This window comes from Kluyvera sp. CRP (assembly GCF_019930565.1).
GTDB classification, from domain to species: domain Bacteria; phylum Pseudomonadota; class Gammaproteobacteria; order Enterobacterales; family Enterobacteriaceae; genus Kluyvera; species Kluyvera georgiana_A.
In genome coordinates, this window is sequence record NZ_CP082841.1 from 2,769,671 (window position 1) to 2,793,209 (window position 23,539).

At 56.7% G+C, this 23,539-nt stretch carries 20 protein-coding genes; 13 read left to right on the forward strand and 7 right to left on the reverse strand.

Going from position 1 to position 23,539, the window contains the following annotated elements; genetic code table 11:
- The first annotated feature begins 127 nt into the window (after positions 1 to 127).
- The 10 genes from iaaA (at position 128) to K7B04_RS13060 (ending at position 13,081) form a co-directional block, all read left to right on the forward strand.
- Entirely contained in the window at positions 128 to 1,066 is a 939-nt protein-coding gene (iaaA, locus tag K7B04_RS13015; protein WP_163447027.1) for a beta-aspartyl-peptidase, read from the forward strand.
- 11 nt (positions 1,067 to 1,077) lie between these two features.
- Positions 1,078 to 2,937 (forward strand): glutathione ABC transporter ATP-binding protein GsiA, encoded by a 1,860-nt coding sequence (gene gsiA, locus K7B04_RS13020; RefSeq protein WP_163447025.1) that lies wholly within the window; start codon positions 1,078 to 1,080, stop codon positions 2,935 to 2,937.
- A gap of 23 nt (positions 2,938 to 2,960) precedes the next feature.
- Entirely contained in the window at positions 2,961 to 4,499 is a 1,539-nt protein-coding gene (gene gsiB, locus K7B04_RS13025) for a glutathione ABC transporter substrate-binding protein GsiB (RefSeq protein WP_163447023.1), read from the forward strand.
- 52 nt (positions 4,500 to 4,551) lie between these two features.
- Complete coding sequence (gene gsiC, locus K7B04_RS13030) at positions 4,552 to 5,472, forward strand: glutathione ABC transporter permease GsiC (protein ID WP_064548521.1); 921 nt, start codon at positions 4,552 to 4,554, stop codon at positions 5,470 to 5,472.
- Between the two features lies 1 nt (position 5,473).
- Positions 5,474 to 6,385 carry a glutathione ABC transporter permease GsiD gene (gsiD, locus tag K7B04_RS13035; RefSeq protein ID WP_065355603.1) on the forward strand — a complete coding sequence of 304 codons (912 nt, stop codon included), beginning with the start codon at positions 5,474 to 5,476 and terminating at the stop codon, positions 6,383 to 6,385.
- 223 nt (positions 6,386 to 6,608) lie between these two features.
- Entirely contained in the window at positions 6,609 to 7,070 is a 462-nt protein-coding gene (locus tag K7B04_RS13040; RefSeq protein WP_064548525.1) for a fructose PTS transporter subunit IIA, read from the forward strand.
- Positions 7,067 to 7,390 (forward strand): fructose PTS transporter subunit IIB, encoded by a 324-nt coding sequence (locus tag K7B04_RS13045; RefSeq protein WP_064548527.1) that lies wholly within the window; start codon positions 7,067 to 7,069, stop codon positions 7,388 to 7,390. The genes K7B04_RS13040 and K7B04_RS13045 overlap by 4 nt, the downstream gene beginning before the upstream one ends.
- Before the next feature lie 30 nt (positions 7,391 to 7,420).
- Positions 7,421 to 8,515, forward strand: a complete 1,095-nt coding sequence (locus K7B04_RS13050) for a PTS fructose transporter subunit IIC (protein WP_223802211.1) — start codon at positions 7,421 to 7,423, stop codon at positions 8,513 to 8,515.
- Positions 8,516 to 8,544: 29 nt separating this feature from the next.
- Complete coding sequence (gene mngB, locus K7B04_RS13055) at positions 8,545 to 11,178, forward strand: mannosylglycerate hydrolase (RefSeq protein WP_223802212.1); 2,634 nt, start codon at positions 8,545 to 8,547, stop codon at positions 11,176 to 11,178.
- Between the two features lie 10 nt (positions 11,179 to 11,188).
- On the forward strand, positions 11,189 to 13,081 hold the full coding sequence (locus K7B04_RS13060) for a PTS sugar transporter subunit IIA (protein ID WP_167576326.1): 1,893 nt from the start codon (positions 11,189 to 11,191) through the stop codon (positions 13,079 to 13,081).
- 44 nt (positions 13,082 to 13,125) lie between these two features.
- Here the strand turns inward: K7B04_RS13060 and rimO are convergent, their stop codons facing one another.
- Positions 13,126 to 14,433, reverse strand: a complete 1,308-nt coding sequence (rimO, locus tag K7B04_RS13065) for a 30S ribosomal protein S12 methylthiotransferase RimO (RefSeq protein ID WP_163447011.1) — start codon at positions 14,431 to 14,433, stop codon at positions 13,126 to 13,128.
- A gap of 173 nt (positions 14,434 to 14,606) precedes the next feature.
- Positions 14,607 to 15,755: a lipase family protein gene (locus K7B04_RS13070; protein WP_223802213.1), complete on the reverse strand. Its 1,149-nt coding sequence runs from the start codon at positions 15,753 to 15,755 to the stop codon at positions 14,607 to 14,609.
- A gap of 241 nt (positions 15,756 to 15,996) precedes the next feature.
- Between K7B04_RS13070 and K7B04_RS13075 the strand changes: the two genes are divergently transcribed.
- Positions 15,997 to 16,380 carry a biofilm formation regulator BssR gene (locus K7B04_RS13075; protein WP_223802214.1) on the forward strand — a complete coding sequence of 128 codons (384 nt, stop codon included), beginning with the start codon at positions 15,997 to 15,999 and terminating at the stop codon, positions 16,378 to 16,380.
- Between the two features lie 34 nt (positions 16,381 to 16,414).
- Here K7B04_RS13075 and K7B04_RS13080 read toward each other — a convergent pair whose 3' ends face one another.
- Both K7B04_RS13080 and K7B04_RS13085 read right to left on the reverse strand, forming a co-directional pair.
- Positions 16,415 to 17,701, reverse strand: a complete 1,287-nt coding sequence (locus K7B04_RS13080; RefSeq protein WP_064548542.1) for an ABC transporter substrate-binding protein — start codon at positions 17,699 to 17,701, stop codon at positions 16,415 to 16,417.
- A 24-nt stretch (positions 17,702 to 17,725) separates the two neighbouring features.
- Positions 17,726 to 18,805 carry a cellulase family glycosylhydrolase gene (locus K7B04_RS13085; protein WP_223802215.1) on the reverse strand — a complete coding sequence of 360 codons (1,080 nt, stop codon included), beginning with the start codon at positions 18,803 to 18,805 and terminating at the stop codon, positions 17,726 to 17,728.
- 145 nt (positions 18,806 to 18,950) lie between these two features.
- On the opposite strand from K7B04_RS13085, the gene K7B04_RS13090 reads away from it, so the two are divergent.
- Complete coding sequence (locus tag K7B04_RS13090; RefSeq protein ID WP_223802216.1) at positions 18,951 to 19,961, forward strand: LacI family DNA-binding transcriptional regulator; 1,011 nt, start codon at positions 18,951 to 18,953, stop codon at positions 19,959 to 19,961.
- 5 nt (positions 19,962 to 19,966) lie between these two features.
- On the opposite strand, the gene K7B04_RS13095 is transcribed toward K7B04_RS13090, so the two are convergent.
- On the reverse strand, positions 19,967 to 20,587 hold the full coding sequence (locus K7B04_RS13095; RefSeq protein ID WP_223802217.1) for a glutathione S-transferase family protein: 621 nt from the start codon (positions 20,585 to 20,587) through the stop codon (positions 19,967 to 19,969).
- A 231-nt stretch (positions 20,588 to 20,818) separates the two neighbouring features.
- Here K7B04_RS13095 and dacC point away from each other — a divergent pair, with 231 nt between their 5' ends.
- Positions 20,819 to 22,021 (forward strand): serine-type D-Ala-D-Ala carboxypeptidase, encoded by a 1,203-nt coding sequence (gene dacC, locus K7B04_RS13100; RefSeq protein WP_163446999.1) that lies wholly within the window; start codon positions 20,819 to 20,821, stop codon positions 22,019 to 22,021.
- A 7-nt stretch (positions 22,022 to 22,028) separates the two neighbouring features.
- Here the strand turns inward: dacC and deoR are convergent, their stop codons facing one another.
- Positions 22,029 to 22,787 (reverse strand): DNA-binding transcriptional repressor DeoR, encoded by a 759-nt coding sequence (gene deoR, locus K7B04_RS13105; RefSeq protein ID WP_065355616.1) that lies wholly within the window; start codon positions 22,785 to 22,787, stop codon positions 22,029 to 22,031.
- A 70-nt stretch (positions 22,788 to 22,857) separates the two neighbouring features.
- Positions 22,858 to 23,466, reverse strand: coding sequence for an undecaprenyl-diphosphate phosphatase (ybjG, locus tag K7B04_RS13110; RefSeq protein WP_064548552.1), 609 nt, complete (start codon positions 23,464 to 23,466; stop codon positions 22,858 to 22,860).
- Positions 23,467 to 23,539 lie beyond the last annotated feature (73 nt).

Genomic DNA, 23,539 nt, shown 5'->3' on the forward strand with positions numbered 1-23,539 from the left:
CCCGCAGACTGTATGCCACCTGTGGTGTACCCTGACATTTCCGGACGCTCTTTCTATATTCAAAATTGATATAGGAACAGAGTCACTATAATGATATTTATAAATAAAATGACGTAAGGGATAACGAATGGGTAAGGCAGTCATTGCGATTCATGGCGGAGCAGGGGCGATAAGCCGCCAGCAGATGTCAGCGGAAAAAGAGCGCGAATATGTCACCGCGCTGTCCGGCATTGTCGAGCATGCGCAGGGGATGCTGGAGTCCGGTGCCAGCGCGCTGGATACGGTGACCGAAGCGGTTCGCCAGCTGGAGGAGTGCCCGCTGTTTAACGCCGGGATCGGCTCGGTGTTTACCGCTGATGAAACGCATGAACTTGACGCCTGCGTGATGGACGGCAATTCGCTGCAGGCGGGCGCCGTCGCTGGGGTAAAGCGCCTGCGTAACCCGGTACTGGCGGCCAGGCTGGTGCTGGAAAATAGCCCGCATGTGATGTTGATTGGCGAAGGGGCAGAGGCTTTTGCTCAGGCGCAGGGCGTCGAGCTGGTCGAGAATTCGCTGTTCTCCACCGACGCGCGTTTTCAGCAGCTTATCGAGGCTCGCAGCAACGGCGAGTTTATTCTCGACCACGACGCGCCGCTTGATGAACGGCAGAAGATGGGCACCGTCGGCGCGGTGGCATTAGATCTCAACGGCAATCTTGCCGCGGCGACGTCGACCGGCGGCATGACCAACAAGTTGCCAGGGCGGGTGGGCGATAGCCCACTGGTCGGCGCGGGATGCTATGCCAACAACGCCAGCGTAGCCGTCTCCTGTACCGGCACCGGCGAGGTATTTATCCGCACGCTGGCGGCTTACGATATTGCCGCGCTAATGGAATACGGCAATCTCAGCCTGCTGGAAGCCTGCGAACGGGTGGTGATGGAAAAACTGCCCGCGCTGGGCGGCAGCGGTGGTCTGATTGCTATCGATCGCGAGGGCAACGTCGTGCTGCCGTTTAACAGCGAGGGGATGTATCGCGCCTGGGCCTATGCCGGGGATACGCCTACGATTGGCATTTATCGCGAATAGAAGGAGTCACCGTGCCGCATTCCGACGAGCTTGATGTCACGCAGGTGCTGAGTATTCAGAATCTGAACGTCGCGTTTCGCCAGGACAAGCAGTCCGTGCGCGCCGTGCATCAACTCTCTTTTCATCTGAACCGGGGAGAGACGCTGGCGATTGTCGGCGAGTCTGGTTCGGGCAAGTCCGTGACGGCGCTGGCGCTGATGCGGCTGCTGGAACAGTCCAACAGCCAGATGCAGTGCGACCAAATGCTGCTGCGGCGGCGCAATCGCGAAGTGATCGAACTGCAGGAACAGACGCCCGCGCAGATGCGCAGCGTGCGCGGCGCCGACATCGCGATGATTTTTCAGGAACCGATGACGTCGCTTAACCCGGTGTTCACCATCGGCGAGCAGATTGCCGAGTCTATCCGCCTGCATCAGGGGCTGGGCCGCGAAGAGGCGCTGATTGAGGCGAAAAAAACGCTCGATAAAGTGCGCATTCCTGAGGCGCAGACCATGCTGTCGCGCTACCCGCACCAGCTTTCCGGCGGTATGCGTCAGCGGGTGATGATCGCGATGGCGCTGTCATGTCGCCCGGCGGTGCTGATTGCCGATGAGCCGACGACCGCGCTGGACGTCACGATTCAGGCGCAAATTCTCCAGCTTATCAACGTGCTGCAACAAGAGATGTCGATGGGGGTGATTTTTATCACCCACGATATGGGCGTCGTCGCGGAAATCGCCGACCGGGTGCTGGTGATGCATCAGGGGGAGGTGGTGGAGACCGGTAGCGTTGAGGCTATCTTTAACGCGCCGCAGCATCCGTATACCCGTCGTCTGCTGGCGGCGGTTCCCCGGCTGGGGGCGATGCGCGGCAGCGACTATCCGCGCAGTTTCCCTGAACTCAACGCGCCGGAGATTGAGCCTCAGCAGCAAAAAACGGTGGTGGAGGGCAAGCCGATTCTTCAGGTGCGTAACCTGGTGGCGCGCTTTCCGCTACGCGGCGGCGTGCTTAACCGCGTCACCCGTGAAGTGCATGCGGTGGAAAATGTCAGCTTTGACCTGTGGGGCGGCGAAACATTGGCGCTGGTGGGCGAATCTGGCTGTGGCAAATCCACGACCGGGCGCGCGCTGCTGCGGTTAGTGGAATCGCAGAAGGGCACGATTACCTTCAACGGCGAGCGTATCGATCTGCTCTCCGCTCACCAGCTTCAGCCGCTGCGCCGCGATATTCAGATAATCTTCCAGGACCCTTACGCTTCACTCGATCCGCGCCATACGGTTGGCTTTTCGATCATGGAGCCGCTGCGCGTGCACGGGGTGCTGCAAGGCGAAGCGCTCCAGCAGCGAGTTGAATGGCTTTTGCAGCGCGTCGGATTGGAGCCGGAACACGCCTGGCGTTATCCGCACGAGTTTTCTGGCGGCCAGCGGCAGCGTATCTGCATTGCCCGTGCACTGGCCTTGCAACCGAAGGTGGTGATTGCTGATGAATCGGTGTCGGCGCTCGATGTTTCCATTCGCGCACAGATTATCAACCTGCTGCTGTCGTTGCAGCGGGAGATGGGCATCGCTTTTCTGTTTATTTCCCATGATATGGCGGTGGTGGAACGCATCAGCCATCGCGTGGCGGTGATGTACCGCGGGAGAATTGTGGAGATTGGCCCGCGACGCGCAATTTTTGAAAATCCGCAGCATCCTTATACCCGCAAGCTGCTGGCCGCCGTGCCGGTGGCCGATCCGGCGCACAAACGTCCGCAGCGCGTGCTGTTGTCGGATGAGCTGCCGGGCAATATCTACAGACGGGGCGAAGAGGTAGAACCGATCAGTTTGCAACAGGTGGCGCCGGGGCACTATGTGGCCCGCGAACCGGCAAGCAGTGCGCTGATAAATCGATAATAAAACCATAGGCAGGGGACAACATGACACAACGCGTTTCACGTAAATGGCTGGTTGCACTGGGGGTGGCTTCAGCGCTGGCCTCCGCTTCCTCGTTCGCGGCCAAAGATGTGGTGGTGGCGGTAGGCTCCAACTTCACCACCCTCGACCCGTATGACGCTAACGACACGCTGTCGCAGGCGGTGGCGAAATCCTTCTATCAGGGGCTGTTCGGCCTGGATAAAGAGATGAAGCTGAAGAATGTGCTGGCGGAAAGCTACACGGTGTCGGACGATGGCAAGGTCTATACCGTCAAGCTGCGCCAGGGCGTCAAATTCCAGGATGGCACTGATTTCAACGCCGAGGCGGTGAAGGTCAACCTCGATCGCGCCAGCAATCCAGAAAGCCACCTCAAGCGCTATAACCTGTACAAGAACATTGATAAGACCGAAGTTGTCGATCCGCAGACGGTGAAAATCACCCTCAAGCAGCCGTTCTCGGCGTTTATCAATATTCTCGCCCACCCGGCAACGGCGATGATCTCGCCAGCGGCGCTGAAAAAATACGGTAACGAGATTGGCTTCCATCCGGTAGGGACCGGGCCGTACCAGCTGGATACCTGGAATCAGACCGACTTCGTGAAGGTCAGCAAGTTCGCCAATTACTGGCAAAAAGGGCTGCCGAAGCTGGACTCCATTACCTGGCGTCCGGTGGTCGACAACAATACCCGCGCGGCGATGCTGCAAACCGGTGAAGCGCAGTTTGCCTTCCCGATCCCTTACGAGCAGGCGGCGCTGCTGGCGAAAAACAGCCAGCTTGAGCTGGTGGCCAGCCCGTCAATCATGCAGCGCTACATCAGCATGAACGTGACGCAAAAACCGTTCGACAACCCAAAGGTACGCGAAGCCATCAACTACGCGATTAACCGTCAGGCGCTGGTCAAGGTCGCCTTTGCGGGTTACGCGACACCGGCTACCGGCGTCGTGCCGCCGTCGATTGCCTACGCAACGCAATATCAACCGTGGCCGTACGACCCGGCGAAAGCCCGTGAACTGCTGAAAGAGGCGGGTTACCCGAACGGCTTTAGCACCACGCTGTGGTCATCGCATAATCACAGCACCGCGCAGAAGGTGCTGCAGTTTACCCAGCAGCAGCTGGCGCAAATTGGCATTAAAGCGCAGGTCACCGCGATGGACGCCGGGCAGCGTGCGGCGGAAGTGGAAGGCAAGGGGCAGAAAGAGAGCGGTGTGAGAATGTTCTACACCGGCTGGTCGGCCTCGACCGGTGAAGCCGACTGGGCGCTGTCGCCGCTGTTTGCCTCCTCAAACTGGCCGCCAACGCAGTTTAACACTGCGTTCTACGGCAACCCTCAAGTCGATAAAGACCTCAGCGCCGCGCTGCAAACCACCGACAGCAACGAAAAAGCGCGGCTGTATAAGGCGGTTCAGGATACTATCTGGAAAGAGTCGCCGTGGGTGCCGCTGGTGGTGGAGAAACTGGTATCAGCGCACAGCAAGTCGTTGACCGGATTCTATATTATGCCGGATACCGGGTTTAGCTTTGACGACGCGGATTTGAAGTAAGCGACGTTTCCCTGCCTCATGAAGGGGCAGGGAGTCATCGGCAAGGAGAGTCATGCTCAACTATGTGATTAAACGCCTGCTCGGCCTGATCCCCACGCTGTTTATCGTGGCGGTGCTGGTGTTTTTGTTTGTCCACATGCTGCCCGGCGACCCGGCCCGGCTGATTGCTGGCCCGGAGGCAGACGCGCAGGTGATTGCCATGGTGCGCCAACAGCTGGGGTTGGATCAGCCGCTGTACGTGCAGTTCTGGCACTACATTAGCCATGCCGTGCAGGGCGATTTTGGCACGTCGATGGTTTCCCGTCGTCCGGTATCGGAAGAGATTGCCAGCCGCTTTTTCCCCACGCTGTGGCTGACGCTCGCTAGCATGGGCTGGGCGGTATTGTTCGGCATGGGCGCGGGCATTGCCGCCGCCGTCTGGCGCAACCGCTGGCCGGACCGCCTGGGCATGGCGCTGGCGGTGACCGGTATTTCGTTCCCGGCCTTTGCCCTCGGGATGCTGCTGATGCAGATTTTCTCCGTCGAACTGGGCTGGCTGCCGACCGTGGGCGCCGACAGCTGGCGACACTATATTTTGCCTTCATTAACGCTGGGCGCCGCCGTCGCTTCGGTAATGGCACGCTTCACCCGCGCCTCGTTCGTTGACGTGCTGAATGAGGACTATATGCGTACCGCGCGCGCCAAAGGCGTCAGCGAAAAGGTGGTGGTGCTCAAACACGGGCTGCGTAACGCGATGATCCCGGTGGTCACCATGATGGGGCTGCAGTTTGGCTTTCTGCTCGGCGGCTCTATCGTGGTCGAAAAGGTGTTTAACTGGCCGGGGCTGGGACGCCTGCTGGTCGATTCGGTGGAAATGCGCGACTACCCGGTGATTCAGGCCGAGGTGCTGCTGTTTTCGCTGGAGTTTATTCTTATCAACTTAGTGGTGGACGTGCTTTACGCCGCCATTAACCCGGCTATCAGGTATAAATAACGTGCGATTATTCAACTGGCGTCGACAGGCTGTGCTGAGCGCCATGCCGGTAATGCAGGCAGCCTCGCAGCGCACGCCGTGGCGGGAGTTCTGGCGGCGCTTTCGCCAGCAACCGGTGGCAATGGCTTCGGGCATTTTTGTTCTGCTGCTGATTGTGGTGGCGGTGGTCGCGCCGTGGATTGCGCCTTTCGATGCGGAAAACTATTTTGACTACGACAGGCTAAATCAAGGGCCGTCGCTGATTCACTGGTTCGGCGTGGATTCGCTGGGGCGCGATATTTTCAGTCGTGTGCTGGTTGGTGCGCAGATCTCGCTGACTGCAGGTGTCTTCGCGGTGCTGATGGGTTCGCTTATCGGCACCGTGCTGGGGCTGGTGGCGGGCTACTACGAAGGTTGGTGGGATCGCATCATCATGCGTATCTGCGACGTGCTGTTCGCCTTTCCTGGTATTTTGCTGGCCATCGCGGTGGTGGCGATTATGGGCAGCGGCATGACCAACGTGATCATCGCCGTGGCGATTTTCTCCGTTCCGGCATTTGCCCGTCTGGTGCGCGGCAATACGCTGGTTCTCAAGCAACAGACCTTTATTGAGTCGGCGCGCAGCATTGGCGCCAGCGACAGCGCGATCATTTTCCAGCATATTCTGCCGGGCACCGTATCGTCGATTGTGGTCTATTTTACCATGCGTATTGGCGTGTCGATCATCTCTGCCGCCAGCCTGTCGTTCCTCGGCCTGGGGGCACAGCCGCCAACGCCGGAATGGGGGGCGATGCTCAATGAAGCGCGTGCTGATATGGTGATTGCACCGCACGTTGCGGTCTTCCCGGCGCTGGCCATTTTCCTGACGGTGCTGGCGTTTAACCTGCTGGGCGATGGGCTGCGCGACGCGCTGGATCCGAAGCTGAAAGGGTAATCTCTCTATTTCTTCCCGTAGCCCGGCCGAGCATAGCGACGCCGGGGCAAACCTGTTTCCCATCACAAATCGCGGCATTTTTTTGACTCCGCTCGCTTTTTTCCCCTCGTGATAAAGAACGCGTTTCCTCCTGCGGGCGGAAAACGGCGCTCAGTTTGCGTGCACCAGAAAGCCTAGTATTGACGCAATCTAATCGGGAATAAACGCATGGAGAGGTAGGTCAATGCTCATTGCTCGGGACAACATTTTTCTCAATCAGACTTTCGCCGATAAGCAGTCTATTTTCCGTTTTTTGGCCCACCATGCCGTGGCGCAGGGCTGGGCCGAAAGCGCAGCGCAAATTGAAGCCGATCTGTGGGAGCGAGAGAAGCAATACTCCACCGGTTTTGAGAACCAGATAGCCATTCCTCACGCCAAAACCGCCAACGTCTCCCGGGCCGGGGTGATTTTTATCCGCCTGCAGCAGCCGATTCCCTGGGAAAGCCTCGACGGTCAGCCGGTACAGATTATTTTCGGCCTGCTGGTGCCGGAATCCGGCGCGCAGTTTTTGCATTTAAAAATCATCAATAGCCTTGCCAGCCAAATTGTTGAAGACGAATTCAGAGCCTATTTATTCGCCGCCAACGATGAAGATGAGTTGTTTCACTTTATGCAGTCACGCATCGAAATAAAGGAGCAGATATGAATATTGTGGGAGTGACTTCCTGTATTGCCGGTCTGGCCCATACGCCGATGGCCGCTAAATCGCTGGAAAAAGAGGGGGCGCGTCTCGGGCATCGGGTCAATATTGAGCAGCAGGGGGCGCTGGGCATTATGGACCGCCTTTCGGAGCAGGATATTGCCGACGCTGATTTTGTACTGATTGCCGCCGACCGCGCCATTGAAGAAGAAGAACGGTTTGCGGGAAAAACCATTATTCGGGTCAAGATTGGGCAATGCGTCAGCCATGCGGCCGACGTGATTACCAAATGCGTTTCGGCCGTTGAGGCGCGTCGCAATCAATAAAACAGAGATGGTGATGTCATGAAAAAGATAATGATAGACATAAAAAACCATTTAATGACCGGGATTTCCTACGCTTTACCGGTCATTATTGCCGGTTCACTGATGGTGGCCGTGGCCAAGATTATTGGCCTGATTGTCGGCGAGCCTAACCTGGACGCTTTTGCCAAAAGCGATGGGTTAATGAACTGGCTGTACCTGACTCAGGATGTGGGCTTCAAAATTATCGGCCTGATGAACTACGTGCTTGGCGCGTATGTAGCCTTTTCGATCGCCGGGAAAAAAGGGCTGGCAGCCGGTTTTACCGCGGGCTTGATTGCATCGATGACCGGCTCCGGCTTCCTTGGCGCGGTGCTGGGCGGGCTGCTGGCGGGCTATTCGTCGGAGTGGGTCGGGCGCAAAATTCGTATTACCGGCTCGGCCTCCAGCTCCGTCCCGCTGATTATTCTGCCGTTTATCACCGTGGGTTTACAGGTGGTGATCATGCTGCTGTTGCTTGGCGATGTGCTGAGCTGGATTAATGCCGCCCTGATGGGCTGGGTACAGCAGATGACCGAGGATGGCACCAGCACCGTCATGCTGGCGGCGGTACTTGGGGGAATGATCTGTTTTGATCTTGGGGGGCCGGTCAACAAAGCCGCCTGGGGTACCGCCAACGTGCTGTTCCTGAGCGGCGTCTACCTGCCTGCGATTCTGGTCAACGTGGCCATTATTATCCCGCCGCTCGGCTATGCCGCCGCGCGATTCCTGCGCCCCCATAACTTTAACCAGACGCTGAAAGAAGCCGGTAACGGCGCGGTCATTATGGGCATTCTCGGTATTTCCGAGGGCGCGATCCCCTTCACCCTGCGTAACCCCGCAAGGCTTATCCCGATTAACGTACTGGCCGGTGCGCTGGGCGCAATGACCGTGGCGCTGTTCAAAGCCTATCCGATCATGCCACCGCTGGGCGGGCTGTACGGTGGTTTCACCGTCGGCCATCCGTGGGCCTATTTTCTCGGCGCGCTGGTAGGAACCGCAGTCATCGCCATCGGCGCCAATCTGCTGGTGAATTTTAACGACGAATCAGCTGAGGAAAACGCCGCTGCGCCAGCGGTCAGCGAAGAGATTGACATTAAGTTTGATTAATCGGCTCAGGCCGCTGAAGGGAGGGTGGGATGAAAGAGAAAGTAGTGCATGTTTACAGCCATACTCACTGGGATCAGGAGTGGTATTTTACCTCGTCACGTTCGCGTATTTATTTGTTAAATCACGTGAAGAATGTGCTGCGCGTGCTGGAGAATAACCCCGATTTCTCCTGTTACCTCCTCGATGCGCAAAGCGCCTTAATTGAGAGCTACCTGCAATGGGCGCCGGAAGATAAGGATCATCTCGGTGCCCTGATCGCGGCGAAGCGTCTGCTGACCGGGCCGTGGTACACGCAAACCGATCAGCTGGTGATTCACCAGGAGTCCGTGGTGCGTAACCTGTGGTACGGAATGAAAATCGCCAAAGAGGCGGGTGGCTGCATGGCGCTGGGTTATGTGCCCGACTGCTTTGGCCAGGGCGGCAATATGCCGCAAATATACCGCCAGTTCGGCATTCACCATGCGCTGTTCTGGCGCGGAATTGCCGACAATACGCTGCATGAGACGGAATTCTGCTGGCAGGGCGACAACGGCGATACGGTGTTTGCCGTGCAGATGCCCTGGGGATACCACTACGGCGGCCTGCTGGATGAAACGCCGGATAGCCTGACGACATTTTTGAACGAAAAAATGACGCCAATTGAAGCGCGCAGCGCCCGTGCCAACCTGCTGTATCCGCATGGTTTCGACCAGGCGCCGATCCGCGAGAATTTGCCGGAACTGGTGCGTCAGTTCAACGCCTGCGACAACCAGCGTCATTACCAAATCAGTAGCCCGCTCGACTTTATTACCGCATTGGAACAGGAGGCGGGCGCAGACGTTCGCGTCCTGAAGGGAGAGCTGACGGAGGGGAAACACTCAAGGGTACATAAAACCATCTTTTCGTGCCGGGCTGACCTGAAGCAGATGAATAACGATATCGAAGCGCTGCTGGTTAATACGCTGGAGCCGGTGCTGGCGATTGGCCGTAGCCTGGGGCATGAGTATCCGGCTCGGGTGATGGCCGATATCTGGAAGCTGATGTTTTTCAATGCCGCGCATGACAGCATTGGCGGCTGCAATAGCGACGACACGAACCGGGATATTGCCGCCCGCTATAAGCAGGCGCGCGATCTCGCCAGCAACCTGCTGGAGCTTCATACCCGGCAGATTGCGATGCGTACGCCGCGCGAACACGATTATTGTTTTACGGTATTTAATCCGCTGACCGTGGCGGCGACGCCGCAGATAACCTTTGAAGCCTGGCTGCCGGGCGTGCCTTTTACGCTGCGTGATGCGACAGGGCGCGCGCTGCCGTACGTGATTGAAGAGCAGACGGAACTGACCGATTATGTGCTCAATCAGACCATCCGGCTTAACCCAGGTAAACCGTACCATAAACCGCAGCAGGTTTACCGCAGCAAGGTAACGGTAAACAGCAGCGCGCTGCCTGCCTTGGGTTACACAAGTTGGCATCTGGATTTTAGCGCCGACGGAGAGAGCCAGCGGCAGCGCGATACGCGACCATTTATTGAAAATGAACACTATCGTGTTGATGTTGAAGAAAATGGCCTGCTGACGATCGCTGATAAAGCCAGCGGTAAGCGCTATGCGCGGCAAATGCTGTTGGTCGAGAACGGTGATGACGGCGACTCCTATAACTATTCGCCGCCGCGTGAAGATCTGACCGTGACCTCGGAAGGACATCTCACCGCAGTGTCGCGGGAATGCAGCGATGTACGGCAGGCGTTGAGCCTTAACTATCGGATGCCGGTACCCGTCGATCTTGAGGCGCGCGCTCGTGGCGAGCTTGATGGCGTCATGCCTGTGACGGTGCAGATTACGCTGCGACAGGATACGCTCATTCACTTTACCGTCGAGGTGGAAAACCGGGTGCGGAGTCATCGCCTGTGCGTGCATTTTGCCACCGATATTCTGGCTCATGTCTCCTGTGCCGATCAGCTGTTTGGCGCGGTCACGCGCCCTGTACAGCTCAGCGACGCGCTGCGGGTATGGGAAGATGAAGGCTGGCACGAGAAGCCTGTCGCTATCGAGCCCATGCAGAGCTACGTTAACCTGCATGATGATAGCCACGGTTTTACTCTGCACACCAACGGCGTGCGCGAGTATGAAGTCGTCGGCGATCGTTTTGATACCATTGCCGTCACCCTGTTCCGCTCTTTCGGTTACATGGGAAAAACCAATCTGCTCTATCGTCCGGGGCGAGCATCGGGTGAAACGGTCGTGGCAACGCCGGATGCCCAACTGATGGGAACGCTCCGCTTTAATTTTAGCTGGCGTATTTATCAGGGGCGGTTTGATGATGCCCGGCACGCGCAGATCTCAAAAGCGCTACTGACTGCGTTCCCGGTGTATCAGGACAGCGATTTCCTCAACGGTCGCCTGCGTTTTTGCCTGAGTGATGAAAAGCGCACTTATCCATTGGAGCACAGCGTGCTGGCGCTGCCTGATGGCCCGCAGGATGCCCAGTTGAGCGTGGTCAAATGCGCGGAAAACGGCAATGGGCTGGTGTGCCGTTTCTATAACCCAAATCTGGCGGCGTCGGTAGCGATTCCCGCGTTGGAAAACGCGCATTGCGTGCTGCTGGATGAGCAAACGCCAGCGCCGGAGAGACGCATGCTGAAGCCAAACGATGTGCAGACGCTCTATATCGAGATCGGCTGAAGAGGGAAAGATGAGACTGTTCACCAATAAGCGAGTCAGAGATATCTTTATCCAGATAGCCCAGGGGACGGTGACGCAGCAGTCGTTGGCAAACGCGATGCATGTTTCTACCCGCACTATTCGTAGCGATCTGAAGGCGCTGGGCGAAATCATCATGCAAGCCGGTAATCGTCTCATCTACGATCGTAAAGTGGGGTTTTCTATTCAGGTGGATAACCCGGCGGGCCACCGCAGGCTGCTGGAACAGTCGCAAAAACCATGGAAAGAGACGCGCTCTACCCGCGAGCGGCGTAGCGCGTTGCTCACGGCGCTGTTGCGCCAGGATAAAGATGTTTCGCTGGAGCAGTTGGAGTCGACGTGGTTTATCAGCCTCTATACGCTGCGCAACGACATCACGCTGCTCAAACGTCACTTTGCCCTTTACGATATCGCCGTCAACTGCGAGGGCGCCGAGCGCTATAAGCTACAGGGCAGTGAAATCGCGCTGCGTCGTTGTATCTACGATCATTTACTGCGGGCCAGAGAGCCGGAGGAGGAGTTCGCCGCGCTGTTCGACAATCGCGGACAGGTGGCGGATATCAAACAGGCGCTCAGCCGCTATGTCGTGGCGCATGGGCGACAAATTAGCGATGTGAACCTGCGCTTTTTTACGCTGATTTGCGCGATCGCATCCGGACGCATGCAGCGCGGCAGCTGGCTATTGGACTTTACGTTCAACGGCGGCGAACCGACGATAAAAACGGCGGCAGCAGAGATCTTCGCTTTGCTCTGCGGTGAGGGCGCGTCGGGGCTACAAAGTGAAATCGACTATATTGCGATGAACCTTGCTGCGTTTTGTACACATGCGGGGGACGACTTGTCGGAAAACTGCGCCGCCGAGTGCGCGGTGATGAATCATTTTCTCAGCTATGTGAGCGCCTCATGGTTTTGCGATGTGTTCTATGACGAAGCATCGCGTTCCAGCCTGCTCAATCATATTAAAGCGATGCGCATTCGGGTTAACAACGGTATCACCATCGTTAACCCATTGATAGAACAGATTAAACGGCACTATCCGCTCATTTATGAAATGACGCTTGCGGCATTCAGCGAACTGGAACATTTTTTCTCCGGGCGTATCAGCGATGACGAAATTGGCTATCTGGTGATGCATATTGGCGCCATCCTGGAAGAGACGCATCTTAAGGAGGCGACTCTGAGCACGCTGGTGGTCAGCGAACAGGGGGGCGCATCGGCAAGACTGGTGTGCCAGAAAATAACCCGTATGTATCCGCAACTGGCGATTGCGCGTTACATCTCGGTTGAGCAATACAATGCCGCAGAAAGCATTGATGAGAATCTGGTTATTAGTTTCGTCACGGTGGCGGAGAAAAACCGGCGGGTGATTCATCTGCCGCCGCTGCCCGAGCGCTGGCAACTGGAAAATATGAAGTACTTTCTGCATGCGGAGACCACGCCGACCGCCATGGTGAACTATTTTTCGCCAGAGCATTTTTTTGTTTTTACCGAGCATCAGCATGATAAAGCTTCGTTAATTCACTTTCTGTCCGCTCAACTGGTTCGTCAGGGGCGGGTGGATGAACGCTATCTGGCGTCAGTGCTGGAACGAGAGGAGCGTGCCTCAACGCTGCTGGATGATAAAATCGCCATCCCCCATCCGCTGGGCTTAGTCGCGTTGAGCACCATGGTGACGGTTGCGGTATTCCCCAACGGTATTGAATGGGACGCCGGGAAAATGGTGAAGATGGTCTTTATGCTGGCGATTAGCGAGGATGCGTTTGTCGATAGCATGCTGATTTATGACTATTTAACCAACATTCTTGATGATGACGTGATTGACGTACTGAGTCAGTGCGCCAGCTATCCCGCGTTTATGTCGCGGTCGCAGAAGTATTTTTTGTAGCGCATGAAAAATGCCTTTCCCCGTCAAGAGAAAGGCATGCGAGATTAAACCCGGCTACCCCACAGGTCATATTCGTCGGCGTTTTCTACCTTCACACGCACCACGTCGCCCGGTTTCACCTTCGTTTCACCGTTCAGGTAAACCGCGCCGTCGATTTCTGGGGCATCGGCCATGCTGCGGCCAATGGCGCCTTCTTCGTCCACTTCATCGATCATCACCAGAATTTCACGGCCGACTTTTTCCTGCAGGCGTTCGGCGGAAATCTGCTGTTGCAGCTGCATGAAGCGGTTCCAGCGGTCTTCCTTCACGTCGTCTGGCACCTGATCCGGCAGATCGTTCGCGGAGGCGCCGTCAACCGGGCTGTACTGGAAGCAGCCGACGCGATCGAGGCGGGCCTCTTTCAGGAAGTCGAGCAGCATCTGGAAATCTTCTTCCGTTTCGCCCGGGAAACCGACGATAAAGGTCGAGCGCAGAGTCAGGTCCGGGCAGATTTCACGCCACTGTTTAATGCGCGCAAGCTGACGGTCTACCGAGCCTGGACGTTTCATCAGCTTCAGGATACGCGGGCTGGCATGCTGTAGCGGAATATCGAGATACGGCAGAATTTTGCCTTCCGCCATCAGCGGGATCACGTCGTCAACGTGCGGATACGGATACACATAGTGCAGGCGCACCCAGACACCGAGTTTTGCCAGCTGTTCACACAGGCTTTCCATGCTGGTTTTCACCGGCTCGCCGTTGTGGAAACCGGTACGGTGCTTCACGTCCACCCCGTAGGCTGAGGTGTCCTGAGAGATCACCAGCAGCTCTTTCACGCCAGCGTCGACCAGACGTTTTGCTTCAGCCAGCACTTCGCCAATCGGACGGCTCACCAGATCGCCACGCATCGACGGAATGATGCAGAACGCGCAGCGGTGGTTACAGCCTTCGGATATCTTCAGATAGGCGTAATGGCGTGGCGTCAGCTTAACGCCCTGTTCCGGCACCAGGCTCAGGAACGGGTTGTGCTGTGGTTTTGGCGCGTAGTGGTGTACGTGCTCCAGAACCTGCTCGTAGCTGTGTGGGCCAGTGATTTCCAGCACTTTCGGGTGCACTTCGCGAATTTGATCTTCTTTGGCGCCCAGGCAGCCGGTCACAATGACCTTACCGTTTTCTTGTAGCGCTTCACCGATCGCTTCCAGGGATTCCTGGACGGCGCTGTCGATAAAGCCGCAGGTATTGACGATGACCATATCGGCACCCTCATAAGTGGGCACCACCTCATAACCTTCGGTGCGCAGCTCGGTCAGGATGCGTTCGGAGTCGACCAGGTTTTTCGGACAGCCTAAAGATACAAAACCAATTTTGCTCATTTTATGTACGAATCATTGCTCAGGAAAACGCGGAGTATACATCATGCCCCAACGCTACAGCTATATCCGATGGTCATCTGATTGTCAGGAAAACGATATGTTAATAATGCGCTTCGTGAGCACGAATGCAGGCCAGAAAAGCGCCTGCATTATGCCTTCCGCCTGGTGACGTATTACTCTTTTTTCGCCACATCGGCCCGGATAAGGAAGGGCACGGAATCGCGCAGCGATGGATTGACGGTACCGCTGTGGTCAAGCCCTTCATAAACATGCACTTCTGCCTGCGTGCCGGCGGCTTTAACGGCATCGGCGAAGCGCAGCTGCATGGCGGTGGGAACGTTGATATCCGCGCTGCCAATACCGATAAATACCGGGTGCTGAATATGCATTGTCGGATACAACATGGTGTTGATCCCATTGCTTAACAGGCTTTCTATCGCGGGTTTAAGCGTATTGCTGGCATTGAGACCGGCCTGCATGGTTTTTTGCGTCAGCGGTGTGATACAGAGATTTTTCGCCTGTTCCAACAGTGGCAGCGCGCTGTCCTGGAAATAATCTTCTGGCTTCAGCGAGGGATCGGCGTCTGCTGCGGCGAGGTAGATATAGAAGATATACGGAATCTTAGGATCTCCGGCGTTCTGATTATCCCCTTTTGCTGGCGGCAGAATATCAGCAGCGGTGGTTCCGATCGCAAAATACGGTGTGCCGGTTAATACCGTGGCGCGGATGTTCAGTTCCGGCGCGTACTGAGGCTGGAATCCTGCGCTGGAAAATGCCGCGTGAGCCCCTTGTGATTGACCGACCAGAGTCAGTTCATTCTTCAGCGGAAACTGGCGCAGCGCGGCGCGAACGCCATCCAGTATGCTCCACGCTTCCCCACGGGCATTGAGATAGTGGTGTACGCCTTCCGAACCCAGACCGGCATAGTCCGGCGCCACAATGGCGTAGCCCAGCGAAAGCCAGGTATTAAGGTACTGTTTATCGCGGACGGTACGTTCATTGAGCGATGGTGCGCATTGGCCGGCTACGCCGACGGTGCCGTGCGCCCAGACCACGACGGGCCATCCGCCTTCCGGCGCTTTCCCTTTTGGAATAAACACCGCGGCGGAGTCCACGCGCGGCGAATGCCCGTCAACGCCACTACGGGAAGGGTAATGCATCAGATACTGCTGGGCGGCTTCGCTAAGCCCATGGTCGGCGGCCAGAGTGACCGTATTTTCATGCTCTTTGGCCTGCGTCGGCGCGGCAATAACCGGGGAGGCGCTTGCGGATAACAGCATTAATGCACAGGCCGTCACCCTTACTCTTTCCTGAAATAACATGCACAACATCCTTTTTTGTCGTCTGAATAGTCACAGTGTAGTCGGCGACGCGTTAACGCGGCATCAATGACAGTCTGATATAGGGGCAGGGCGGTCGAGGCTTTTTCCAGTCCCGACGATGTTCAAGGTTGGTTTGTTGTTAAAAATGTTGCAAATGATGAATTGTTGATATCGCGCAGCATTTTGTACGTTAAGTAATCTCATAATGAGAATGCCAATGGGTGGCAAGGGAGGTAAATGCATGACGGAAAGCAAACTGAAACGCAAGCTGGTGGGGAGGCTCATCAACGCGCGAATTGACCTTGATGCCTATTTGCAACTGAGGAAGGCAAAGGGGTATATGTCAGTCGGTGAAAACGATCATCTGCGTACTAACCTGCTTGAATTGTGCAGCGAGCTGCGTGATAACGCGGTCGCGCTTAAGCGCTGCACATCACTGAACGAATTGGAAATGATGCGGCAGGCGGGCGAGGCGATGGCCTCTGCTGCGGTTTGCCTGATGAGTGGGCGCTATGATTGCCCCTCGTATATCGCGGTTAACGTAGAAACGCTCGATCGCTGTCTGGCGGCGTTGACGAAAAGCATTCGTAAGCTGGATGCAGGGACTCCCGTGGTGGAAACCTGAAACCAGGGGGACATTCGTCCCCCTGCTCGTCGTGCTAGCGCATAATGCGACGTAAAATGCGGTTAGCCTGCTCTTCAAAGTTGGTCGCGGCCTGGTCGATCGTGGCTTTACCGTAATCGATGCTTTGCAGCGCGGAGCTGAACAAGGCGCCAAACTGCGGATCTTCAAGATACGGCAGCGCCTTCGACTTATTCGGCAGCGAGGCGGACTGCAGTAGCCCGGAAATCACCGGGTCGTCATCGGTTAACAGGCCCGCGTCGCGCAGGATTTTTTCACCTGACTTGCTTAGCGGCACGCCGCGCTCCAGCGCCACAGGGATAACGCCTTCTTTCTCGCTCATCAGGAAGTTAATCAGCGTTGCCGCTTCCTCCGGGTGGCGCGTGTTTTTGCTGATAGACAGCATCAGCGCCGTTTTATGGAACTGGCCGGCGTCTTTTGCCCCTTCGCGCATCGGATACGGCCCCATCACCAGATCCGCCGGATTGGCCAGATTCTGCGACTCGGCGGTGTACAATACGTTCCAGTTATAGACGCCGCCCCATTCACCGTTGATCCACGGTTTCATCTCATAGGCCACGCCTTTGCCAAACGATGCCATGGTACGGGCGTCCGGCACCGCGTGGGCGTCAACCAGCTTACGATAGAAGGTGAAAGCCTCGACCAGATCGGCATGGTTCCAGCCGAGCTTGCGGGCTTTCTCATCGACCATCGGTTTCTGGTTGCCCTGATAGACATACGAGTTCAGCAGCAGTAGAGAATCCTGCTCCGTGAGAATCAATGGATAGTAGTTATCACCCAGCTTCTCTTTAAATACCGGCCCGGCCTTCAGCAGTTCGTCCCAGGTTTTGGGTAACGCAACGCCGGCTTTTTTCCACGTGGCGGCGTTGTAGTAAAACAGCATCACGTTGGCGGAAACCGGAATGGCGTTGACCTTGCCATTCACTGTGGTGCTGGCCAGCGACTCCGGAGAAAACTGATCGAGTCCAATAGGCTTCGCCAGTTTATTGAGGTCATAAAAACCGTCGCCGGTTTTTGACAGCAGCGTCAGCCAGTTCCAGTTGGTCTGGATAACGTCGGCCTCGGTATTGCTGTTGATCTGCGTGGTCAGACGCGAGTAGAAGCCGTCCCAGCCGGTGTATTCCGCCTTTACTTTGATATTGGGATACTTGGCCTCAAAGGCTTCAAGCGCTTTCAGGGTCGCCTGGTTGCGGGCCTTGCCGCCCCACCAGGCAAAACGGAGTTCCACCTGATCGGCGCTGTGTGCGATGGGCATCGCGCCGAAACTGCAGCAGGCAAGCAGGAACAATATCGACTTTTTCATGGATGAATCCTCCGTGTCATAAGATTAACGCTGCTGCCGACGCCAGGTCGTTAAACCTTTCACCAGCTGCATTTCCTGCTCGCACCACGGCTTACCTTCTGGCGTTAACACATCGTGGAACCAGAGCGACTGCGGATCAGGGTGGTTTTTATTGACGCTGGTCCATGGGATCCAGGTTTGCGTGCGGCCCTGTACCAACCCCCACTGATAGCAGCCGGTATCAAAGGCGCAGAACAGCGGTAGCTGTTCGCTGAAGACGCAGTCCATATGGCGGGCCAGCCACTCGGTACACAGTACGGGACGATTACGGCGAACCAGATTCTCCAGCACGCTCAGCTGGCGGGCGGCGGTGTTGTAGTTGTGGTAGGTGATGATGTCTGACAGATCCATTGCGGCAGCGTCGATCGGATGTTCCAGCGTGCCGTACTTGTCGTGATCGATATGCCATGCGCCAACGGTCAGCGGCTGGGTTGGCCCCACGTCGCGCGCCCAGCCAAAGGTGGCGATCATCAGCTCCAGGGCGTAGCTTTCCAGCGCTTCGTCATACTCGGTTGATTCCGTTGGCGACAGGTTGATGCCGCGGTTGCCCGGTTCGTTGTAGAGATCCCAGATGGTGATGCGCGCGTCGTCTTTAAAACGGGTCAGCACGTCACGTACGTAGGCTTCAACCCGCGGCCACTGCTGTGGATCCATCACGATAGCGCGGCCAGGGCTGGCGGCAGCCTGGCTGTTGTGGACGCCTTCGCGCGGTGGTTTTTGTGGGCCGAGGTACGGCTCGTCGCCGGAGAAGCCGCAGTCGTCCATCAGCGTCAGCATGACCTGGATATCGTGTTTCGCGGCGAGGCTCAGGAAGGTGTCGATGCGCGCCAGCAGGCCGTCGCGATCCGCTTCCCAGACGATAAACGGCAGGTTGGTGCGCAGGGCGTTATAGCCGTATTCGTGCGCCCAGCCCAGCTCCTGGTCAATGACGGCGGCATCGAAGGTGTCGGCCTGCCACATTTCGGTCCAGTTCACCGCGCTACGCGGCAGATAGTTAAACCCACAGGCCCAGCCGTGTTGTTTAAACCATGCTTGCGCCTGAGATTCGGTCCATTGTGAATGCATTTCTGTTTCTCCGTTGCTAATAATTATTAGCTAATATTTATTAACTGACGGTGGATACGCAATCACAAGGCTGTCATTCTGCTGGGGCGTTCACAAAAAAGATGTGGGATAACTGTGCTATAGTCGGCGGCGATAAGGAGTAATCATGCAGAAAAAAAATAAGATAACGATGAGTGATATCGCCAGGGAAGCCGGTGTTTCTCAGGCGACCGTTTCGCTGGTGCTCAACAATAGTCGGGCAATTCGCCTGAGTGATGCCACGCGCGACCGGGTGTATGCCGCGGCGCAGGCGTTGGGCTATCAAAAAATTATCGTGCCGCACCGTAAGGACGGGCAGGAGGAGATTGCGCTGCTGCTCAGCGGTATGCCGAATTACGATCCCTTTGTTGATGCCATTAGCGAGGCCAGCAGCACGGCATGGCAGCGTGATACGTTGCTGACCGTTTACGATTACGGCGACGATATGGAACTGGCCGGGCAGATTATCCGTCAGTTGGAGCGGCGCAACTGCGCGGGAGTCATTCTCGCCAGCTCGGTAACGCGCGTCTTCGACTTTTCACCCTTTGAACCGTTAATCAACAAGCCGGTGGTGCTGCTGAACCAGTACGATCCCAACCGCCCGCTGTTGCCGACTTTCCTGCCGGATGACCGGGCTAACGCCTGCCAGACCGTCAACCATCTGCTGGCGCAGGGGGTGACGCGCATCGCGCACATCATGGGCGATGAGTGGATGGATGCCAGCGTGCTGCGCCTGGAAGGGTATCGCCAGACGCTTGAGCATGCGGGCATTACGGTGGATGAAGCGTTAATCAAGCAAACGGACTGGTCGCTGGATGCCACGTTTAAAGCCACGCTGGAGCTGATGCGCCTGCCGCAGCCGCCGCAGGCCATCTTCTGCGCCAGCGACTGGATGACGCTCGGTTGCTATCAGGCGCTGGCAACGTTGAATGTGTCGATTCCTGGGGACGTGCTGGTGTGTGGTTATGACGATCAGCGGATTGCCCATCAGTTGACGCCGGCGCTGACCAGCGTGCAGCTCGCTTATAACGAGTTGGGTCGAATGGCGGTGAGCTATCTCTGCGATGGCGACGATACCGCCGCTCATATCCGGCTGGTGGGCAAGTTGCAGGTGCGCGGCAGCAGCCAGCGCACCTGAAAAAATCAGCTGACGGGAATCATCACGATGTCGCGGAATGCCGGGCGTTCGGCTAGCTGCTGATACCAGCGCGCGAGGTGTGGGCGTGGCTGCCAGGTCTTGACGGTTTCCAGCAGGTTATAGACGAACGGCGCGACGGCGATATCGCCCACGCCGAACGCTTCGCCGGAGAGCCAGGTCTGTTTCGCCAGCGTGTCCTCCAGAATGTCCAGCAGCGGCTCGCAGGCTTCAATGGCCGCTTCAATCTCCGCCATATTGCGCTGTTCCGCTGGGGTTCTTACCAGCCCGATGAGGATTTTGCGATGCACCGGGGACAGGGTCTCGTTGGCCCAGTCCATCCATTTTTCGCTTTTGGCGCGCTGAATGGGGCTGGCTTGCCACAGGCTGTCAGTTCCGTACTGCGCCGCCAGGTAGCGGACAATAGTATTGGACTCCCACAACACGTCATCACCGTCTTTCAACATCGGCACCAGACCGTTCGGATTGAGCGCCAGATAGGCCGCGTCGCGGTTCACGCCAAAGCCCTGACCCGCCATAATCTGCTCGTAGGGCAGGTTGAGTTCGGCCAGCGTCCAGCGCACTTTTTTCACGTTCGTTGAATTATTTCGTCCCCACAGCGTAACCATAACCACTCCCGTTTTTTTAGCGAAGGTTCAATGTGCGGCAAAGTTAACGCTTACGCAATCTTGATCAAAAAAAATGTCAGGTTTTAAGCACAAGTTGGGGATCTTGCGTAAACTTAAAAAACTTTACCAACTCACTGTTTCTTTAAGAGAGTTTCTACGTTATTACTCACGGCCTGGTGCAGCACGGCACTGTCGTGGCGTGTTTTGGGAATGGATACTTGGGTGGTTTTTATGATGTGTAACGCTAACGCCTTCAGGAGCCTGATGGCAGGCTCTGCGCTTTTACTTTTGATTGCACCGGCGGTGCAGGCGGCGGAGCAGATGCCCGATGCGCCGGCTATCGACGCGCGCGCGTTTATATTGATGGACTATGCCAGCGGTAAGGTACTGACCGAAGGCAATGCCGATGAGAAGCTGGACCCGGCCAGCCTGACGAAAATCATGACCAGCTACGTGGTTGGCCAGGCGCTGAAGGCGAACAAAATCAAGCTGACCGATATGGTCACGATTGGCCGTGATGCGTGGGCCACCGGCAACCCGGCGCTGCGCGGATCCTCGGTGATGTTCCTCAAGCCGGGCGAGCAGGTCTCCGTCGAGAACCTCAATAAAGGGGTAATTATCCAGTCGGGCAACGATGCCAGCATCGCCATCGCCGACTACGTTGCAGGCAGTCAGGACTCTTTTGTGAGCCTGATGAACGGCTATGCGCAGAAAATTGGCCTGACAAATACCACCTTCAAAACTGTTCACGGCCTGGATGCGCCGGGGCAGTACAGCACCGCGCGCGACATGGCGCTGCTGACCAAAGCCATGATTCACGATGTGCCGGAAGAGTACGCGGTACACAAAGAGAAAGAGTTTACCTTCAACAATATCCGCCAGCCGAACCGTAACCGCCTGCTGTGGAGCACCAACCTCAACGTCGACGGCGTGAAAACCGGTACGACCGCCGGCGCGGGCTACAACCTGGTGTCATCGGCCACCCAGGGCGATATGCGCCTGATTGCCGTGGTGCTGGGCACCAAGAGCGATCGCGTGCGGTTTAACGAGTCGGAAAAATTGTTGACCTGGGGTTTCCGTTTCTTTGAAACCGTCACCCCGATTAAGCCGGATGCGACCTTTGTCAGCCAGCGAGTGTGGTTTGGCGATAAGAGCGAAGTGAATCTGGGGGCCGGGGAAGCCGGTTCGGTGACGATTCCGAAAGGCCAGCTGAAAAACCTGAAGGCCAGCTACAGCTTAACTCAGCCGCAGCTGACCGCGCCGCTGACCAAAGGGCAGGTGGTGGGGACCATTGATTTTAAACTCAACGACAAAACCATCGAACAGCGCCCGCTGATCGTCATGGAAGCGGTCGAAGAGGGCGGGTTCTTTAGCCGGATGATGGACTTCGTGCTGATGAAGTTCCACGAGTGGTTCGGCAGCTGGTTCTCGTAATGCCTGATTAATACAGCAGCGAGATTTGCTGCTGTTTCGCCAGCGCCACCAGTTCTTCATCCGGACTGGTGTCGCTGGCAATCACATCAAAGCGCGTCAGATCGCCCATGCGGGCGGGGCGCACTTTGCCAAACTTGCTGTGATCCGCTACCAGCACATGATAGCGCGCCTGGCGCATTGCCCAGTGCTTCACCGGCAGCTCTTCCAGATTAAAACAGGTTGCGCCCATCTCGATGTCGATACCCGCCGCGGAATAGAAGGCGATGTCCGGGCACAGGTGCGACAACGTATCCTGCTCGCTCAGCGGTTTGAAAATAGCGTTGCTGGCGTGGAACTCGCCGCCGCAAAGAATAGGCCGACAGTTGGGCTTGTCTTGTAGCGCGAGGAAAGTGTTGAGGGAGTAGCAGACGGCGGTAAAAGGCAGATCGTTATCAATGGCATCGATAATCCACGGAGTGGTGGTGCCGCAGTCGAAAAAAGCCATCTGGTGCGGCTTGAGCAGCTTTGCGGCATGGCGTGCCGCCAGCTTTTTTTCTTCCACCAGGCGGGTTTTTTGGTCGCTCAGTAAATAGTGCGGCACGCTGCGCGGTTCCAGCACCACGTAGCCCCCCAGCAGCACGACCGGCCCGCTTTCGCTGTTAAGATCGCGACGAATCGTCATTTCAGAAACGCCAAGCAGCGCCGCCGCTTCTTTAAGATGCAGCTTATCGCTACGTTTCAGTGCCTGAATCAGTTGGCCAATTCGCTCGTCGCGTCGTGTTTCCATAGTGCCTCTGGTGGACATGCCCCGGCAGGTCGCCGGGGCTCAGCGCGTTATTTTACCTGCGAGCGAAGTGCTAGTCACGCACCCAGCCTTTACGAATCGGAACAGAGAAGATAATGCGGTGCAGCTGCTGAAGGCGCGGGTAAACCAATGCGCCAATGGAGTGCCACAGCATTTGCGCGACCATGCAACCTACGAGGCCGCTGAGGAAACCGCCGAGCATATCCATCGGCCAGTGTACGCCAAGATAGACGCGGGACCAGGCAATCGCCATCCCCACGACCATCAGCACCAGCCCGGACCACAGGCGGTGCCAGAACAGGAACGCCAGCGCGAAGGTGAATATCACCGTGCCGTGGTCGCTCGGGAAGGAGTTATCCGGCGCGTGATGCAGGAACGTATGGCCGACGTTTTCGACAAACGGACGCTCGTGCGGGAATAGCTGACCAATCGTCCACGACAGCGTAAGGCTAACGGCAATCGCCAGCGCGACTTTAATCACCAGATGACGCTGAGCATGCACCTGCTTACGTTCACCCCATAACCACATGGCGGCGGCCAGCAGAGGGACGATCAGGATCAGATCCTGCGCGATGAATGTCGCCAATGAAATTTCCCACGCCGCCGAGGCAGGGGTGGCATTGATGAGCAAAAACAGCGAATGGTTCAGGTTTTCCAGCATAGCGTTCCGGCTTAATAGATGACGTTTATATGACAGCTACCTTAAAAAGTCGTTTCTGGCGGGTAAAGCGGCA